Genomic DNA, 16,628 nt, shown 5'->3' with positions numbered 1-16,628 from the left:
CTCGGAGGCCGACCATGTCCCTGGAAGAGATCAAGACACGCATCGCAAAGGCAGAAGAGGCCGCAGGCCGTGCGCCGGGCTCGGTTCATCTGATCGCGGTGTCCAAGGTGCAGCCCAACGAGCGGGTCGAAGCGGTGCTGGAAGAAGGCCACCGTTGTTTTGGTGAAAACCGCGTGCAGGAGGCGGCCGGGAAATGGCCGGGCTTCGCTGAACGGTTCGACGGGATCGATCTGCATCTGATCGGCCCTTTGCAAAGCAACAAGGCCCGTCAGGCGATGGAGCTTTTTGACAGTATCCATTCGGTGGATCGTCCCAAGCTGGCCAAGGCCATCGCCCGGCTGGCGCAGGAGCTGGGCCATTGCCCGGATCTGTTCATTCAGGTCAACACCGGCGAGGAAGAGCAGAAGGCCGGTATTCTTCCAGCCGATGCAGATGCCTTCATCTCCGAATGCCGGGCGCTGGATCTGCCCATCAAGGGGTTGATGTGCATTCCCCCGGTGGACGAGGAACCGGCGCTGCATTTCGCGCTACTGGCCAAGATCGCCGCGCGTAACGGGCTGGACGGCCTGTCGATGGGCATGAGCAGCGATTTCGAGACTGCCATCGCACTTGGCGCCACCCATGTGCGGGTCGGCTCGGCGATTTTTGGCGAGCGGGTCAAGCCGACGGAATAATTACCCGGCTGCCGGGACGGAGCCGCTGCGCGATCCAGCGCAGATCACTGCGGCTGAAGGCAAGGCAGCCTTCGGTCGGATAACCGGGCCTCCTCCACTGGTGGATAAAGATGGCCGACCCGCGCCCTTTGACCGCGTTGGGCCAGTTCCAGTCAGTGATTAGCACCAGATCATATAAGGGATCGGCGCGGCGCAGGCGCTCGTGGCTGAAACCGTGCGGCGCGCGGACCATCAGGTTGTAATCGGGGTCCCTCACATCGTCCGACCACAGATCCCCCGGCCCGATCGGCACCGCCCAATCCGTGGGGGGCAGCATGCGGTCCGGACGGTAGAGCATCCCGGCGATGCGATGTACGCCCACGGGCGTGGCGCCGTCGCCTTCGCGCTTGCTCTGGGTCAGCCCGCCCTTGCCGATGGCACAGGGCAGGAGGCGCCCCATGAAGCGCAGACCGCGCGGGGTCAGAACCAGATCCCGGGGCGACAGCGCGGGGGGGATCACAAGAGATGCCCGGATTTCGCCGCCTTGGTCGCGAGATAACCCGCGTTATGGGCGTTTTCGCCGACCTTCAGCGGCACCCGTTCAGCCACCGCAACGCCAGTCTTTTCCATCATGGCAATCTTGTTGGGGTTGTTCGTCATCAGCCGGACGGAGCTGAATCCCATCTCTTTCAGAATCGCAGCGCCAAGGCGGAAATCGCGCTCGTCATCCTCAAACCCCAGCCGGTGGTTTGCCTCGACGGTGTCAAAGCCCTGGTCCTGCAGGCTGTAGGCGCGCATCTTGTTAGCCAGGCCAATGCCGCGGCCTTCCTGGTTGAGGTAGAGCAGCACGCCTGCGCCCTCTTCTCCCATCTGCGCCAGTGCCCCGCGCAGCTGCGGTCCGCAGTCGCATTTCAGCGAGCCCAGAACATCGCCTGTGAAACAGGCCGAATGCAGCCGCGCCAGCACGGGTTTGCTGCGGTCGGGGCGGCCGATTTCGACCGCATAATGTTCCTCGGCGCCGTCTTCGGGGCGGAAGATGTGTAACCGGCCCGCCTCGGCAGCGACCATCGGCAGGCGGGCGGCGGCCACCGGATGCAGGGGTGAGCTTTGGCTGAGCAGCGGTTCGGCAGCAGCCCGGGCGATTCGGGTCAACCCGTACTCGGATGCGAATTGGGGGGCCGTGTTGACGGGCACCAGTAGCGCCGCGGGCAGCAGCCGCGCTGATTTCATCAGGGCAATCGCCAGACGGTGCAGATCGGCGGATCCGTCGCGCAGGCTGGTGAGCGGGCCTTTCATCGGTGTATTGAGATCATCGGCGGGATCGGCCAGCGCCTGTATCCACTGCAAGGAGGCCTGAGCGGGGACCTGGATGCGCGCGAGATCCTCATCATAGGCGCGCGCCTTCAGGGTTTCGGCGCGCCGGGCGGTCAGCGCCAGCGACACCGGGCCAAGGGCCAGAAGCTCCGTCAGCCGCTCGGGCGTCAGGCTTTCGACGGCAATTGCCAGCGCCGCGCTGTCGCCACCCTCCAGCACCACGGGCAGGCCCATGCGCAAATCGACCCGTGCGCGGGCCAGCAATTCAATCATGGTGGGCATCAGGCTCATGCGACCATCCGGAAGTTCGTGACATTATAACAGCCCTTACCTAGGCCCAAATGCAACGGAAGTGAAACAATTCCTGTCTGACGGACACGAGGGCGTGAAACTTCTGCAGCATACCTTGTCGTTGGGGGATGCTGACCGCATCTGTCTGCACACGAACTGGAGGACACCGCCATGGCGCAACTGAAGAAGATTTTGCTGGTAGACGATGACGACGATCTGCGCGAGGCGCTGAGCGAGCAGCTGATCATGACCGAGGACTTTGATGTCTTCGAAGCAGAGAACGGTCAGGCCGCCATGGAGCGGGCCAAGGAAGCGCTCTATGATCTGGTGATCCTCGACGTGGGGCTGCCCGATACAGATGGTCGCGAGCTGTGCCGCCTGTTGCGCAAACAGGGCGTCAAGGCACCGATCCTGATGCTCACCGGCCATGACAGCGACGCCGATACCATTCTCGGCCTTGACGCGGGCGCCAATGACTATGTGACCAAGCCGTTCAAATTCCCGGTGCTGCTGGCTCGGATCCGCGCCCAGCTGCGCACCCATGAACAGTCCGAAGACGCCGTCTTTGCGTTGGGTCCCTATACCTTCAAACCGGCGATGAAGCTGATGGAGACAGAGGACAACCGCAAGATCCGCCTGACCGAGAAGGAAACCAACATCCTGAAGTTCCTCTACCGGTCGAACGACGGTGTGGTGGCGCGCGATGTGCTGCTGCACGAGGTCTGGGGTTATAATGCCGGCGTGACCACTCATACGCTGGAAACCCATATCTATCGCCTGCGCCAGAAGATCGAACCCGATCCCTCCAATGCCCGTATTCTGGTAACGGAATCCGGTGGCTACCGCCTGTCGACCTGACCGGATTGTGACAGTTCGGGGCTTGAAACCTGCGGGGAAAAGCTGTTGACGCAGATCAAAGATCTGTCTGTCAGTCATCTTTACCCTGATCCCATCCCGCGCATATCCGGGTCATGATATGCACCTCCCTGTTGGACTGGGCCGGGCCTTGCGCCCGGCCTTTTTTTGTCTGCGGACTTCCGGGAGTGATAGGGGGAAGCCAGGGAAATAGGCTCTGGTATCCGGCGGGCCGGAAGGGCAAGAATGGCGCCGAGCCGCTGCCATGACCCGCTGTTACGAAAGAGACGCGCAATGCCCTTTACCCTTGCCACCTGGAACATCAACTCTGTCCGCCTGCGCGAGCCGATCGTGCTGAAGCTGCTGCAGGAAGAGGCGCCCGATGTCCTGTGCCTGCAAGAGTGCAAGAGCCCGGTCGACAAGATCCCGATGGAGGGCTTTGCCGCGCTTGGCTATACCCACATGATCGCGCGAGGGCAGAAGGGGTACAACGGCGTCGCCATCCTGTCGCGGATGCCCATCACCGAGGTCGGTAGCATGGATTTTGCCGATCTGGGCCATGCCCGCCATATTGCAGGTCAGCTGGACAATGGCGTCACCATCCACAACTTTTACGTCCCGGCCGGCGGCGACAAACCCGACCGCGAGATCAACGAGAAATTCGGTCAGAAGCTCGACTACCTCACTGGCATGCGGGATTGGTTCCACGGCGAAAAGCCACAGAAATCCATTCTGGTCGGCGACCTCAACATCGCCCCGCGCGAAGACGATGTCTGGGACCACAAGAAACTGCTGAAGATCGTCAGCCACACCCCGGTTGAGGTCGAACACCTCGCCGAGACGCAGGATGCAGGAGACTGGGTCGATATCACCCGGCAGGACATCCCCGATGGGCGACTCTATAGTTGGTGGTCCTACCGGGCAAAGGACTGGGATGCAGCGGATAAGGGGCGGCGTCTGGATCATGTCTGGGCGACGGGCGACATTTCCAGCGCAGGTCACTCTAGCCGCGTTCTGCGGGACGCCCGTGGTTGGGAAAAACCCAGCGATCACGCACCGGTCTTTGCCACCTTCGACCTCTAGGCGCAGGGCGGGGGCGCTCCCGCCTGCCTTGGAGTAATCGTTGATTGCCCCGCCGCAGTTGGGCCGGGCGCCGTGCTGACGCACGGCGCGGTGCCGCGTTCAGACGTCACCGTCGTGGAGAAACAGCAGCGCGGTAACGCGCTGCCCGGCCCAAGGCCGCATGAAGGCGCCCCATGGGGCGTCTGCGGGCGCGGGAGGGCATGCCATCAGTGCAGCCATTTTGCATATTCCGGGCGTTGCGCCTGCATGTCCTGATATAGCCAGACCATCCTGTCAAAGAACCAGAGTTTTCCGCCGACCATCAGGCTGAGACCGAACAGTGTCAGACCTGGGTCCAGCTGCCACACCCTGTAAGCCCACGGAACAACGCCCAGCCCGGCGGTCAGGGTCAGGATCCTGGCCCATTGCGCGTGATGCGGTGGGATCGGCACCTTGGCACGGTTCAGAAAGACCCGTTCGCCGAAGGTGCCCCGCGCCGCCCAGCTGTCGGTTGTGGCTGGCGGGCCAAAGGCGCGCGGGTTCCACCATGTCCAGATCAGTACCAGAGCAACCGGCGCTAAAGCGCCCCACCCGAGCCAGAGATGAGACCAGACCGCGAGGGTCATAAGCGGGAGAAACGACACCCGGCTATAAACGCTCAGCGGGTTTGCGTGACGGGCCCAGGCCGCGTCGTCCATAGCCATCAGGCGCTCGGACAGGGCAAAGATGTCGATGCGCGGAACCGGCACGCGGCAACTCCTCTCTTGGTTTCTTGGCCTTGGGATTCCATATAGGGGGCAAGTTCCAAACGGAGAACAAGAGCATGATGGATATTCTCGGAGGCGCGGGCGCGCCCACGCCCGCAGGTGATCTGATCAAGGACGTCACAGAGGCGACCTTTATGCAGGACGTGGTCGAGGCCTCGATGCAGGCGCCGGTGATCGTCGATTTCTGGGCGCCCTGGTGTGGCCCTTGCAAGACATTGGGTCCGGCGCTGGAGGCGGCAGTCACGCGCGCCAATGGCGCGGTCACCATGGCCAAGATCGATGTGGACCAGAACCAGCGTCTGGCGCAGGCACTGGCGCAGCAGGGGCTGCCGCTGCAATCGATCCCCACAGTGGTGGCCTTTGTGCAGGGCCGCCCGATCGACATGTTCCAGGGCGCGCTACCGCCAAGCGAAATCGACGCCTTCCTGAAAAAGGTGATTGAGGCCGCAGGCGGGGAAGCAGGCGGTGGCCTTGGTGAGGCGCTGGAGGCGGCTGAGGAAATGCTCGCCGAAGGCGCAGCGGCCGATGCGGCGCAGACCTTTGCCGCGGTTCTGGGCGAGGATGACAAGAACGCCGCCGCCTATGGTGGTCTGGCGCGGGCGCATATCGCGATGGAAGATCTGGATCAGGCCGAGGCAATCCTGAACGGCGCGCCTGCCGAGATTTCCGACGCGCCCGAGATCGAAGCGGCTCGGGCCCAGATCGAGCTGGCCCGTCAGGCGCAGAATGCCGGTCCGGTAGCCGATCTGCGCGCCAAGGTCGAAGCCGACCCGGCCGACCATGCAGCGCGTTTCGATCTGGCGCAGGCTCTGCATGCGGCTGGTGATGCCGAGGCGGCGGTGACCGAACTTCTGGAGCTGTTCCGCCGTGATCGCGAATGGAACGACGGCGCGGCCAAGGCGCAGCTCTTCACCATCTTCGAGGCGTTGCCTGCCAACGATCCGGTTGTTCTGAACGGGCGCCGCAAGCTGAGCTCGATGATATTTGCCTAAAGGCACCTGCGCGCTAAACTGAAGGCTATGTTTAAGCCTGCAGATCTGCCTGACACGATTCCCGTGTTTCCCTTGCCCGGGGCGCTATTGCTGCCCCGGTCAAAGCTGCCCCTTCATATCTTCGAACCGCGTTATCTTCAGATGCTGGAAGACACGCTGAAGACGCGCACGCGGCTGATCGGGATGGTACAGCCCTGTCCGCTGCGCAGCGGTGATGCCGAGGGGCTGCATGCCATCGGCTGTGCCGGGCGCATATCGCAATTTTCCGAAACCGATGACGGGCGCTATCTGATCACCCTCTCCGGGATATCCCGGTTCCGGGTGGTGCAAGAATGCGATGGCTTCACGCCCTACCGTCGCTGCGAGGTGAATTGGAGCGGCTTTGAGGGTGATCTGGGCCGGAGCGAACCGGATTGCGGGTTCGAACGGGGGGACCTGCTGGAGCTGTTGGAACGCTTTTTCGCGGCACGCGGCCTGTCGACGGATTGGGAATCGTTGCAGGAGGCCGATGACGAGCTGTTGATCAATTCCCTGTCGATGCTGCTGGATTTCGACCCCGAGGACAAACAGGCCTTGCTAGAGGCGCCCTGCCTTGCCACAAGGCGCGAAACCCTTGTCACCCTGATCGAATTCGCTTTGCGAAGCGGTTCAAGTGAGGACCCCCTGCAATGAGTGAAGAACACACCGCCGCGCCCGCCTTTGACCGTCGCATGCTGGAGGCGCTGGTCTGCCCGGTGACCAATGCAGTTCTGGAATACGACGCCGCGGCGCAGGAGCTGATTTCCAAACCTGCCAATCTGGCCTTCCCGATCCGCAATGGGATCCCGGTGATGTTGGTGGACGAGGCCCGCCCGCTGGAGTGAGGCGAAGCCGGGATACTCCCGCGTCCGGCCTGTCCTTTGGCTGCGCCCAAGCAAGAGGTTGGGACTTGGGCCCGGCGCCGCGCTGTCGCGCGGCGCGGTTGCGCCCTGATCAGGCGGAGTGGCTCAGATCGGCTTGCCTTGCAACAGTCGCGGCAGATCGCCGGTCAGCCCGGCGGCTTCGCGCATGAAGCCGCGGCGCAGGCCCGGGACGGCGCCTGCCAGACCCATGCCGATATCGCGACCAAGCCGCAGCAGCGGGTTGTCGTTCGAGAACAGCTTGTTGAAGGTATCCGTCGCCAGCGCCAGCGTTGCGGTGTCAAAGCGGCGCCACTGCTGATAGCGGTCCAGCACCAGCGATGATCCGATATCCTCGCCGCGCCGAGTGGCCTCGGTCAACACCTCGGCGAGGGCGCCAACATCGCGCAGCCCGGCGTTGAGACCCTGACCAGCAATTGGATGCATGCCGTGGGCCGCATCGCCGATCAGCGCCATACGGTCCCCGATAAAACTGTTGGCGAGCGTCAGGTTCAGCGGATAGGTAAAGCGCTTGCCCGCAAGAGAAATCTCACCCAGGAAATCGCCAAACCGGGGTTTCAGTGCGGCGATGTAATCGGCGTCGTTCAGGCCCTGAATGGCTTCAGCGGTCTCAGTCTTTTCACTCCAGACGATGGAGGAGCGGTTGCCGGGCAGGGGCAGGATGGCCAGCGGCCCCGCTGGCATGAAGAACTGATGCGCGATGCCGTGGTGGGGTTTTTCGTGGTCGATGGCGCAGACCAGCGCGGTCTGGCCGTAGTCCCAGCCGGTGCGTTTGATCCCGGCGCGGGCGGCGGTGCCGCTTTTGCGTCCGTCCGAGCCGACCAGCATGCGACCGCGCAGCTCGGCGCCATCATCCAGCGTCAGGGTGACGCCGCTTTGATCCGGTGCCTGCGCCACCACGCGGCGGCCATTCAGCGTGGTGATCCGGGGCGCGTCCTCCATCGCCTGCTGAAAGGCGCGGCGCAGAAAGCGATCCTCGACCATATAGCCCATCGGCCCGTCTTCGATCTCGGTATGGTCGAAATGGATGAAGAACGGCGCGGGCCCCTCTCCGGCGTGTCCGTCGGAGGCCTTGATCTCCAGCATCGGCTGCGCATTGTCCGCGACGTGTTGCCAAACGCCGATCCGGTCGAGCAGACGTTTGGAGGCCAGCGCCAGCGCATAGCCGCGCCCATCGAAGCCTTCGTCCTTCAGGGCGACCTTGGGCAGCGCATCAATGACGGTGACGCTGTGGCCAGTCTGGGCCAGCGCCAGGGCCAGGGCAGGGCCGTTCAGCCCGCCGCCGACAATCAGGATATCGGAGCTGTTCTTCATGCCCTGCAATATGCGCCTTGCATTCGGAATGTCCATCGCATTGTCCGGTCTTGCAGGTGCGCGGGATTGTCCCTCAGCGCTGCTGCCGTTACCGTCCCCGGCAAAACATATGGAACACGCGACGGGAGACTTTGCGGATGCAGGACTGGCTGAAGATGACGGCTGCGGATCTGGGGCGCGGCATTGGGGCAGGGGAGATCGATCCTGTTGCGCTGACCAAATGCTACCTGGAGGCCATTGACGCGCATCCGCTGCGCGACCGGATCTATACCGTGGTTACGCATGAGCGCGCCCTGGCCGAAGCGGAAGCCGCGGCCGAGCGGGCGCGGATGGATTTGCGGCGCTCGCCGCTGGATGGGGTGCCGATCAGCTGGAAAGACCTGTTCGACAGTGCCGGAACCGGTACCGAGGCGGGATCGGACCTGCTCAAAGGCCGGGTGCCGGATCAGGACGCACGGGTTCTGGCCAATGCCACCGCCATGGGCACCGTCTGCCTGGGCAAAACTCACATGAGCGAGCTGGCCTTCTCCGGGCTGGGACTGAACCCGGTTAAGGAAACCCCGCCCTGCGTCAATGATGAGGGCGCGGCGCCGGGGGGATCGTCCTCTGGCGCGGCGGCTTCGGTGGCCTTTGGTCTGGCGGCCTGCGGTATTGGCTCGGACACCGGCGGTTCGGTGCGCATCCCTTCGGCCTGGAACAACCTTGTGGGGCTTAAGACCACGGCAGGTCGGATCAGCCTAGAGGGCGTGGTGCCACTGTGCCTGAAGTTCGACACTGTCGGTCCGCTGGCGCGTTCGGTCGAAGATGCGGGCCTGATGCTGGGGCTGCTGGAGGGCACGGGGGGCCCGGACCTGCGCAACCCAGCGTCGCTGCAGGGGCGCCGCTTTGCCGATCTGCGCACCGTGGCGCGCGATGATCTGGAGCCTGAAGTCGCCGCTGCCCATGTGGAGTGTCTGGGCAAGCTGAAGGCAGCCGGCGCTGAGATCGTACCGCTGGAGGTGCCGGAGCTGCAGGACGCCATGGATCTGAGCGGAATTCTTTATACCACAGAGGCTTATGGTCTGTGGAAGGATGTGATCGAGGCGAGCCCGGATCTGATGTTTGCCGAAATCCTGGAGCGGTTCCGCGCTGGCGGCCAGCACAGTGGTCCCGATTATGTGGCCGCCTGGGCCAAGCTGGAACAATGCCGGATGGTCTGGGATCAGGCGGTGGCGGGCTTTGACGCGGTGCTGACGCCCTCCTGCCCGATTCTGCCGCCGAACATGGTACAACTGCAAAGCGATCATGTCTATTACGTCCGGGCCAATCTTCTGACCCTGCGCAATACCCGGATCGGCAACCTGATGGGGCTTTGCGCGCTGTCCTTGCCCACGAGTAAACCCAGCTGCGGCTTGCAGCTATTGGGGCAACCGGATTGCGAAGAGGCACTGTTGCGGATCGGGGCCAGCGTCGAGGCGGCGCTGTGTTGATCTGACGGCTGCTGCACGTTGTTGCAAAAGCACAACTGGACCGTGGGTGCCCTATGCGGCTGGACGCAGGCGCCCACGCTCTGTACCTTATCTGCAAACGGGGCACGAATGATCCCGAAACTGAGGCAATTGTGATGAACTTCCCAGAGCGGTTTTCGAACCTGCCGCCCTATGCGTTTCCGCGTCTGCGGGCGCTGCTTGACCACCATACGCCCGGCGGGGATGTGGTGCATATGACCATTGGTGAGCCGAAACACACCTTTCCCGCCTGGGTCACGGATGTGATTGCGGAGAACGCGGCCGGGTTTAACAACTACCCGCCAAACGAAGGCTCCGAGGAACTGCGCGGCGCAATGTCTGACTGGATCGCGCGCCGCTATGGCGTGAAGATGGATGCGGACCGGCAGGTGATGGCGCTGAACGGCACCCGCGAAGGGCTCTACAATGCGGCGATGGCCCTGTGCCCGGAAACCAAGAACGGCGCCCGTCCGGCGGTGCTTATACCGAATCCCTTCTATCAGGTTTACATGGTGGCGACGATTTCCGTCGGCGCCGAGCCGGTGTTCGTGCCTGCCACGGCCGAAACCGGCCATCTGCCCGATTACGCCAGCCTGCCCACCGAGGTGCTGGACCGCACAGCGGTGGCCTATATCTGCTCGCCTGCCAACCCGCAGGGCGCAGTGACCACGCGCGACTACTGGGCCGATCTGATCCGGCTGGCGGAAAAACACGATTTCCGCATTTTTGCGGATGAATGCTATTCCGAAATCTACCGCGATGCTGCGCCCGTAGGCGCGCTGACCGTAGCGCAGGAACTGGGCGCCGATCCCGAACGTGTGGTGCTGTTCAACTCCCTGTCGAAACGTTCGAATCTGCCCGGGCTGCGTGCCGGTCTGATCGCGGGCGGCCCCGAATGCATTGCCCGCATCAAGCAGCTGCGCGCCTATAGCGGCGCACCGATGCCCGGCCCGTTGCAGGCTGCGGCAGCGCGTGTCTGGGCCGATGAGGCGCACGTAGAGGAAAACCGTGCGCTCTATCAGGAGAAATACCAGATCGCCGATCAGGTGTTTGACGGTCTGGATGGCTACATGTCCCCCGAAGCGGGGTTCTTCCTGTGGCTGCCGGTCAAGGACGGCGGCGAGGCGGCAGCGCTGAAGCTCTGGAAAGAGACGGGCGTGCGGGTGCTGCCAGGCGCCTATCTGGCGCAAGGCGCGCCGGGGCAGAACCCGGGCGAAGGATATATCCGCGTGGCGCTGGTCGCCCCGGCGGAGGCAACACAGACGGCGCTGACCACCCTGCGCAGTTGTCTGTACTGATACGACTGCCACGCGGCCCCGGCTGGGGGCGCGCGGCCAAAATCAATAGACCACCGGATGCCAGGATCCCGCGGCACAAGCGGGGCAGGCGCCGAAAAATGGAACCGAGGTAGGCATGGCATTTCAAACCCGCAGCCGCGATCCGTTGCTTGACAGCAACATGCAGGCAGCCATCGAAAAGCGCGGTAAGGAACTGATCGGGATCGCTCTTCTGGGGCTGGGCCTGATGGCAGCCGCGATGATCGGCTCTTATACGCCGGATGATCCCAACTGGATGGTCTCCACCGATGCGCCGGTTCAGAACTGGATGGGCCGGATGGGGGCTTCTGTGGCGGCGCCGCTGTTCATGGTTGTCGGTTGGGGCGGCGTGGCCCTTGCGGTGACGCTGCTGGCCTGGGGTGTTCGCTTCCTGCTGCATCAGGGTGCCGAGCGGGTCATCGGGCGGATTGTCTTTGCACCGGTTCTGATCGCCGTGGGCTCGGTCTATGCAGCGACGCTGGTGCCGGGCGCAGAATGGCGCGCCACTCATAGTTTTGGCCTTGGAGGTCTGTTTGGCGATACCGTGATGGGGGCGCTTCTGACGCTGGTGCCGATCAGTTCGCATTTCGCGGTCAAGCTGATGTCGCTGCTGATGGCCATTGGCATGCTGGCGCTTGGCACGTTTGTCTGCGGCTTTTCGCGTGCGGAACTGCAGCGGGCCGGACGGTTCCTGCTGGTCGGTCTTATCCTGGCCTATGGCACGCTTGCCAGCCTTCTGGGCCGTGGCGCCTCCAGCGGTGTCCAGGCGGCGCTGTCCTATCGTGAAAAACGCGCTGCCGCCGCAGAACAGGCAAGGGCCGCCGAAGATGATACGGCCTGGTTCGGACAGGAGGAGGAAGAGCCTCAGATGTTCGAAACCGATGTGACTGCGCCTCCGCCGATCGAGGTCGCAGCGCCTGCCGCACCGACAAAAACCGGATTGTTCTCTCGGGTGCCCAATCTGATCCGCCGCGCTGATCCCGATTTGGCTAATGCGCCGATGCCGCAGCCCGAGTTGGTCGAGAGCGCACCGCAGATCAGTGATGAGGATCTGCCGGGTGATGACCGGATTTCGCAGAAGATCGCAAATGCCGTGCGTGTGCGTCGCGCTGCTGGGCAGCCGCCGGAACCCGATCCGAACCTGCCCCTGACCAAGGGGCGCGGTCGCCGTCCTGAGCCGCTGGTCTTCAATCCCGATCCCGCGCCCCATGCGGGGCTGCCGCCCGAACCACCACTGACCGCAGCGCATGCCCCTGCTGCTCCGGCAGAATTCAGTGCCGAGGCGCCTGCCGCCCCCGGGCTGTCGCAGGTTCCGCCCGCGCCGACCGTTGGGGCGCCTGCAGCAGACACCGGATATGGCGCCGATCTGGAGCCCGATCGGGTCCCAGCCGAGGAGTTGCCGACCTACGCGCCTGCTGAAGCCGCTGAGCCCGCGATCACGGCTCGCGCAGAGCAACCCGCCGAGGGCCTGACCATCCCGGTGGCAGAGCCGCGCAAGGTGGTTGTGGAGCAGCCCCAGCGCCGCGCGCCGGAGCCATCGACCCGCGCCAAGGCGGAAGCCCAGCCGCGGCTGGCCTTTGAAGAGAACGATTCTAGTGATTTCGACCTGCCGCCGCTGTCGCTGTTGGCCAATCCTGCGGCGGTCGAGCGTCATCATCTGAGCGATGAGGCGCTGGAAGAGAACGCGCGGATGCTGGAATCGGTGCTCGATGACTATGGCGTCAAGGGGGAGATCGTCTCGGTCCGTCCCGGCCCCGTCGTCACCATGTACGAACTGGAACCAGCGCCGGGCCTGAAGGCCAGTCGGGTGATCGGTCTGGCGGATGATATCGCCCGCTCCATGTCGGCCCTGTCGGCGCGTGTTTCGACCGTGCCGGGACGTTCGGTGATCGGCATCGAATTGCCCAATGAAAAACGGGAAATGGTCAGCTTCCGCGAAATCCTGTCGAGCCGCGATTATGGCGATGGCACCCAGAACCTGCCGCTGGCGCTGGGCAAGGATATCGGTGGCGACGCCATGGTGGCGGACCTTTCGAAGATGCCGCACCTATTGATCGCGGGTACCACCGGGTCCGGTAAATCGGTGGCGATCAACACCATGATCCTGTCGCTGCTGTACAAGCTGACACCGGATGAATGCCGCCTGATCATGATCGACCCCAAGATGTTGGAACTCTCTGTCTATGATGGCATTCCGCATCTTCTGTCGCCCGTTGTGACCGATCCGAAAAAGGCGGTCGTCGCCCTGAAATGGGTCGTGGGCGAGATGGAAGACCGCTATCGCAAGATGTCCAAGATGGGCGTGCGCAATATCGCAGGCTACAATGGTCGCGTGAAAGAGGCGCTTGCCAAGGGTGAGATGTTCTCCCGCACGGTGCAGACCGGGTTTGACGATGACACGGGCGAGCCAGTGTTCGAGACCGAAGAGTTCGCACCCGAGGCACTGCCCTATATCGTTGTGATCGTCGACGAGATGGCCGACCTGATGATGGTGGCTGGCAAGGAAATCGAAGCCTGCATTCAGCGTCTGGCGCAGATGGCGAGGGCCTCGGGCATTCACCTGATCATGGCCACTCAGCGTCCCTCGGTCGATGTGATCACCGGTACCATCAAGGCGAACTTCCCCACCCGGATTTCCTTCCAGGTGACAGGTAAGATCGACAGCCGCACCATCCTTGGCGAAATGGGTGCAGAGCAGCTGCTGGGGATGGGTGATATGCTCTATATGGCGGGCGGCGCCAAGATCACCCGCTGCCACGGTCCCTTCGTGTCGGACGAAGAGGTCGAGGAAGTCGTCACCCATCTGAAGCAATTCGGCCCGCCTGCCTATGTGGGCACGGTTCTGGATGGCCCGGATGACGAGAAGGCCGACGACATCGACGCGGTTCTGGGGCTGTCCACCGGCGGCAATACCACGGGCGAGGATGCGCTGTATGACTCCGCCGTGCAGATCGTGATCAAGGACCGCAAGTGCTCTACCTCTTACATCCAGCGCAAACTGGCGATTGGCTATAACAAGGCCGCGCGTCTGGTTGAGCAGATGGAAGACGAAGGGCTGGTGTCTCCGGCGAACCACGTCGGCAAACGGGAAATCCTGGTCCCCGAACAGTAGATCGGCGGATGGGTGCGCAGGGTCTCCCGCAGCGGCGGGTGGCTCTTCCTTTTCCACAGTCAGGGCTTATCTAAGGGTCATGAAACAGATTGCACTTGTCGCGGCGCTGATCCTGTGTGCCCCTGCTGCCTGGGCGGCAGAGAAGCTGAGCCTGTCGGAACTGTCGGCTTACCTGAACGCCCTGACCACGGCCGAGGCCAGTTTTACCCAGATCAACGATGATGGCACGCTGTCCACCGGCAAGCTGTATATCCATCGGCCGGGCCGGATGCGGTTCGAATATGATGGCGAAAATGGCGCCACGGTGGTGGCCGGGGCCGGGTCGGTGGTGATCCATGATCCGAAATCGAACCAGCCGCCGGAGACTTATCCGCTGAAGCGTACGCCGCTGTCGATCATCCTGGCCAAAACTGTTGATCTGGGGCAAGCCGATATGGTTGTGGGCCACCAGTTCGACGGAACGACAACGATCCTGCAGGCGCAGGACCCGGAGAACCCCGAATACGGCGGGCTGGAGCTGATGTTCACCGATGACCCGGTCGAATTGCGCAAATGGGTTGTGCATGACAGCGCCGGGGGCCGCACGACGGTGGTTCTGGGCGCTCTGGAAACCGGGGGCAAGCTATCCTCCTTCCTCTTCACTACGGGCGCAGGCAGCGGATCCCGCTGACTACTGTCGAGCCTGACCTTGTCTGTAGGTAGGCCGTCAATCATACAGCTGAAGGCTCCCGCCCCCGCAGGTGCCCGGGCTTTGCCCGAACCCCTTGGCGGTGTTGGGCCGGGCGCCACGCCAGGGCGTGGCGCGCTCGGTTATATCTGAACATTCTGTGGAGCACTGGCGCCCGTGGCGCGGGTCGCACCGCCGTCAGGCGGTGCCGGGCCCAACGGGGGAGGACCCTTCACAGAAGGGTTCGAGACTGGCGGGAGTGCCCCCCCTTAAGCGTTTCCCTGGGGCAGCCCGGAAGGGAACCAATTCGTTGTGGCACGTGCCTGGGGGGTCAGCGGAACTTACGGCAGGTGGCCAGCTGCGCCTGATACATCAAGGAGCGAGATTCCACCTTGCTCGCCACCCGCATCAGCCAGGATTTCGCACGATAGCTGCCGCGGGCATAGCCGCTGTGCCCTTCGTGATAGGCGAGATACTGATTGCGCGCGTCATAAAGCGCGATGCCGTTCTTTTCGCGGCTCTTGTTCATGTACCAGCCCATGAAATCCGCGGCATCCTTGATCCGGTCGCGCTTGGCCCGACGGCGTCCTGTGTCGCGCCGGTAATCGTCCCAGGTGCCGTCCAGGGCTTGGCTGTAGCCATAGGCGCTGGACTGGCGGCCCATCGGGATGACGCCCAGAAGATAGTTGTGCGGCGTGCGGGCATCGCCGTCAAAACGGCTCTCGTGATAGATTGTGGCCATCTGCACGTGCACGGGAACACCCCAGCGCCGTTCGGTCGCGCGGAAGGCTTTCAGGTATTCAGGCCGCTGTTTGATAATGCTGCAGGCATTATCAAGATTGCGCGGCGGGGACTTGTACCCACCCCCACAGGAGGCAACCGCCAACAGGAGGATCAGGGCGACGATGATTCTGCTCATTGCCTCTGCCTTTTTTATTTTGGCGGCAGTCTAGCGAATTGCGCCTGTGGATGAAATCACATTTCCAGAAGCAGGGACAGCAGGAGAGGCAGAGCTGCAACGGACATCAGCGTGGAAACCACCACCATGCCAGCAACCGCCTGCGCATCGGCTTCGAATTTCTCGGCCAGCAGGTAAGACGTCACCGCCACGGGCGTTGCCAGCTGCAGCACCAGAACGCCGAATGCCGTGTAATCGAGCCCGAATGCCAGCCCCAGCCCCCAGCCGATGGCCGCGCTGAGCGTCACCTTGATCAGCGACAGCAACACGGCCAGGCCGGTCTTGCCCGGTGTCAGCCGCGCCACCGCAACGCCAAGGGTGATCAGCATCAGTGGAATTGCCATTTGCCCAATCAGATCCAGCGCATTGGTCAGGAATTGCGGCGTCTGCCAGCCCTGCCACAGAAAGAGCGCGCCCAGAAGCGTGGCCCAGACCATCGGTTCACGCAGCGCCTTGCTGCCGCCGCCTTCACCGGCGACCAGATAGATGCCAAAGGTGAAGGACAGCACTGCAGAAACCGCGAGCATCGCTACCGCATAGCCAAGGCCCGCCTCGCCAAAGGCAAAGAGCGACAGCGGAATGCCAAGGTTGCCAGTATTGCCGAAAATGAAGGGCGCCAGATAGCTGCGCCGCTCCAGCTGCATCACGCGCACCAGTGCTGCGCCTGCCAATGCCAGCAGCGCATGCCCGGCAAGGGCAGCCAGCACGAACCAACCGATCGCGGCCTTGTCCAGCTCGGTTTTCATCAGCGCTGTGAAGATCAGGCAGGGCACCGCCAGCGTCATGGCCAGACGGGTAACAAATTGAATCCGATACTCAAATCCAAGCCGCACCCAAGCGAACCCGACCCCGGCAAGCAGGAAGACGGGAGCCACGATTTCAAGCACTGTCAGAGCAAGGTTCACAGTCTGTTTCCTCGAAAATTTGCCTCAAGAGTTGGA

Annotated in this window: 16 protein-coding genes; 10 read left to right on the top strand and 6 right to left on the bottom strand. The window is 63.2% G+C overall.

The genetic code is table 11. The features are described from left to right. Positions 1–14: 14 nt before the first annotated feature. On the top strand, positions 15–674 hold the full coding sequence (locus SM766_RS09365) for a YggS family pyridoxal phosphate-dependent enzyme (RefSeq protein WP_274835245.1): 660 nt from the start codon (positions 15–17) through the stop codon (positions 672–674). Here SM766_RS09365 and SM766_RS09360 read toward each other — a convergent pair. Together SM766_RS09360 and ribA are read right to left on the bottom strand one after the other, a co-directional pair. Next, positions 658–1,158 carry a L,D-transpeptidase family protein gene (locus SM766_RS09360; RefSeq protein WP_065273630.1) on the bottom strand — a complete coding sequence of 167 codons (501 nt, stop codon included), beginning with the start codon at positions 1,156–1,158 and terminating at the stop codon, positions 658–660. The two genes, SM766_RS09365 and SM766_RS09360, sit on opposite strands and share 17 nt — an antisense overlap. Positions 1,159–1,169: 11 nt before the next feature. After that, positions 1,170–2,258 (bottom strand): GTP cyclohydrolase II, encoded by a 1,089-nt coding sequence (gene ribA, locus SM766_RS09355; protein WP_368947606.1) that lies wholly within the window; start codon positions 2,256–2,258, stop codon positions 1,170–1,172. 171 nt (positions 2,259–2,429) lie between these two features. On the opposite strand from ribA, the gene SM766_RS09350 reads away from it, so the two are divergent. Both SM766_RS09350 and SM766_RS09345 read left to right on the top strand, forming a co-directional pair. Continuing rightward, positions 2,430–3,116: a response regulator transcription factor gene (locus SM766_RS09350; RefSeq protein ID WP_065271862.1), complete on the top strand. Its 687-nt coding sequence runs from the start codon at positions 2,430–2,432 to the stop codon at positions 3,114–3,116. Between the two features lie 291 nt (positions 3,117–3,407). Continuing rightward, positions 3,408–4,196 carry an exodeoxyribonuclease III gene (locus SM766_RS09345; RefSeq protein ID WP_065271861.1) on the top strand — a complete coding sequence of 263 codons (789 nt, stop codon included), beginning with the start codon at positions 3,408–3,410 and terminating at the stop codon, positions 4,194–4,196. A gap of 206 nt (positions 4,197–4,402) precedes the next feature. Here SM766_RS09345 and SM766_RS09340 read toward each other — a convergent pair whose 3' ends face one another. Beyond that, the gene (locus SM766_RS09340) at positions 4,403–4,924 is read right to left on the bottom strand and encodes a DUF6653 family protein (protein WP_368947605.1); all 522 of its coding nucleotides are present in this window, start codon (positions 4,922–4,924) and stop codon (positions 4,403–4,405) included. A gap of 74 nt (positions 4,925–4,998) precedes the next feature. Here SM766_RS09340 and SM766_RS09335 point away from each other — a divergent pair, with 74 nt between their 5' ends. The 3 genes from SM766_RS09335 to SM766_RS09325 are packed head-to-tail and all read left to right on the top strand — an operon-like array spanning position 4,999 to position 6,797. Beyond that, positions 4,999–5,934 (top strand): tetratricopeptide repeat protein, encoded by a 936-nt coding sequence (locus SM766_RS09335; RefSeq protein WP_274835249.1) that lies wholly within the window; start codon positions 4,999–5,001, stop codon positions 5,932–5,934. 27 nt (positions 5,935–5,961) lie between these two features. Next, on the top strand, positions 5,962–6,606 hold the full coding sequence (locus tag SM766_RS09330; RefSeq protein WP_065271859.1) for an LON peptidase substrate-binding domain-containing protein: 645 nt from the start codon (positions 5,962–5,964) through the stop codon (positions 6,604–6,606). Next, positions 6,603–6,797 (top strand): Trm112 family protein, encoded by a 195-nt coding sequence (locus SM766_RS09325; RefSeq protein WP_065271858.1) that lies wholly within the window; start codon positions 6,603–6,605, stop codon positions 6,795–6,797. The genes SM766_RS09330 and SM766_RS09325 overlap by 4 nt, the downstream gene beginning before the upstream one ends. A gap of 123 nt (positions 6,798–6,920) precedes the next feature. On the opposite strand, the gene SM766_RS09320 is transcribed toward SM766_RS09325, so the two are convergent. Then, entirely contained in the window at positions 6,921–8,147 is a 1,227-nt protein-coding gene (locus SM766_RS09320) for a UbiH/UbiF/VisC/COQ6 family ubiquinone biosynthesis hydroxylase (protein WP_368947604.1), read from the bottom strand. Between the two features lie 137 nt (positions 8,148–8,284). Between SM766_RS09320 and SM766_RS09315 the strand changes: the two genes are divergently transcribed. The 4 genes from SM766_RS09315 to SM766_RS09300 all read left to right on the top strand — a co-directional run bounded on the left by SM766_RS09315 (position 8,285) and on the right by SM766_RS09300 (position 14,732). Next, positions 8,285–9,616: an amidase gene (locus SM766_RS09315; protein WP_368947603.1), complete on the top strand. Its 1,332-nt coding sequence runs from the start codon at positions 8,285–8,287 to the stop codon at positions 9,614–9,616. Between the two features lie 134 nt (positions 9,617–9,750). Beyond that, on the top strand, positions 9,751–10,932 hold the full coding sequence (locus SM766_RS09310; protein ID WP_368947602.1) for an aminotransferase class I/II-fold pyridoxal phosphate-dependent enzyme: 1,182 nt from the start codon (positions 9,751–9,753) through the stop codon (positions 10,930–10,932). 115 nt (positions 10,933–11,047) lie between these two features. After that, entirely contained in the window at positions 11,048–14,062 is a 3,015-nt protein-coding gene (locus SM766_RS09305) for a DNA translocase FtsK 4TM domain-containing protein (protein ID WP_368947601.1), read from the top strand. Between the two features lie 79 nt (positions 14,063–14,141). Beyond that, positions 14,142–14,732, top strand: coding sequence for a LolA family protein (locus SM766_RS09300; protein WP_274833083.1), 591 nt, complete (start codon positions 14,142–14,144; stop codon positions 14,730–14,732). 328 nt (positions 14,733–15,060) lie between these two features. Here the strand turns inward: SM766_RS09300 and SM766_RS09295 are convergent, their stop codons facing one another. Further along, on the bottom strand, positions 15,061–15,648 hold the full coding sequence (locus SM766_RS09295; protein WP_065271853.1) for a transglycosylase SLT domain-containing protein: 588 nt from the start codon (positions 15,646–15,648) through the stop codon (positions 15,061–15,063). A gap of 56 nt (positions 15,649–15,704) precedes the next feature. Beyond that, positions 15,705–16,592: an AEC family transporter gene (locus SM766_RS09290; RefSeq protein ID WP_368947600.1), complete on the bottom strand. Its 888-nt coding sequence runs from the start codon at positions 16,590–16,592 to the stop codon at positions 15,705–15,707. Positions 16,593–16,628: the final 36 nt, after the last annotated feature.

The sequence above is a fragment of the Pseudophaeobacter sp. A-200-2 genome, assembly GCF_041008815.1.
GTDB classification, from domain to species: Bacteria; Pseudomonadota; Alphaproteobacteria; order Rhodobacterales; family Rhodobacteraceae; genus Phycobacter; species Phycobacter gallaeciensis_A.
This window is presented reverse-complemented; position numbering and strand designations above follow the sequence as displayed.

What these genes read in the sequence shown, in the direction of transcription:
- SM766_RS09315 (WP_368947603.1), top strand. Translation starts at nt 8,285, where the DNA reads ATGCAGGACTGGCTGAAGATGACGGCTGCGGATCTGGGGCGCGGCATT.
- SM766_RS09295 (WP_065271853.1), bottom strand. Translation starts at nt 15,648, where the DNA reads ATGAGCAGAATCATCGTCGCCCTGATCCTCCTGTTGGCGGTTGCCTCC.
- SM766_RS09305 (WP_368947601.1), top strand. Translation starts at nt 11,048, where the DNA reads ATGGCATTTCAAACCCGCAGCCGCGATCCGTTGCTTGACAGCAACATG.
- SM766_RS09320 (WP_368947604.1), bottom strand. Translation starts at nt 8,147, where the DNA reads ATGAAGAACAGCTCCGATATCCTGATTGTCGGCGGCGGGCTGAACGGC.
- SM766_RS09350 (WP_065271862.1), top strand. Translation starts at nt 2,430, where the DNA reads ATGGCGCAACTGAAGAAGATTTTGCTGGTAGACGATGACGACGATCTG.
- SM766_RS09345 (WP_065271861.1), top strand. Translation starts at nt 3,408, where the DNA reads ATGCCCTTTACCCTTGCCACCTGGAACATCAACTCTGTCCGCCTGCGC.
- ribA (WP_368947606.1), bottom strand. Translation starts at nt 2,258, where the DNA reads ATGAGCCTGATGCCCACCATGATTGAATTGCTGGCCCGCGCACGGGTC.
- SM766_RS09330 (WP_065271859.1), top strand. Translation starts at nt 5,962, where the DNA reads ATGTTTAAGCCTGCAGATCTGCCTGACACGATTCCCGTGTTTCCCTTG.
- SM766_RS09365 (WP_274835245.1), top strand. Translation starts at nt 15, where the DNA reads ATGTCCCTGGAAGAGATCAAGACACGCATCGCAAAGGCAGAAGAGGCC.
- SM766_RS09335 (WP_274835249.1), top strand. Translation starts at nt 4,999, where the DNA reads ATGATGGATATTCTCGGAGGCGCGGGCGCGCCCACGCCCGCAGGTGAT.
- SM766_RS09310 (WP_368947602.1), top strand. Translation starts at nt 9,751, where the DNA reads ATGAACTTCCCAGAGCGGTTTTCGAACCTGCCGCCCTATGCGTTTCCG.
- SM766_RS09300 (WP_274833083.1), top strand. Translation starts at nt 14,142, where the DNA reads ATGAAACAGATTGCACTTGTCGCGGCGCTGATCCTGTGTGCCCCTGCT.
- SM766_RS09325 (WP_065271858.1), top strand. Translation starts at nt 6,603, where the DNA reads ATGAGTGAAGAACACACCGCCGCGCCCGCCTTTGACCGTCGCATGCTG.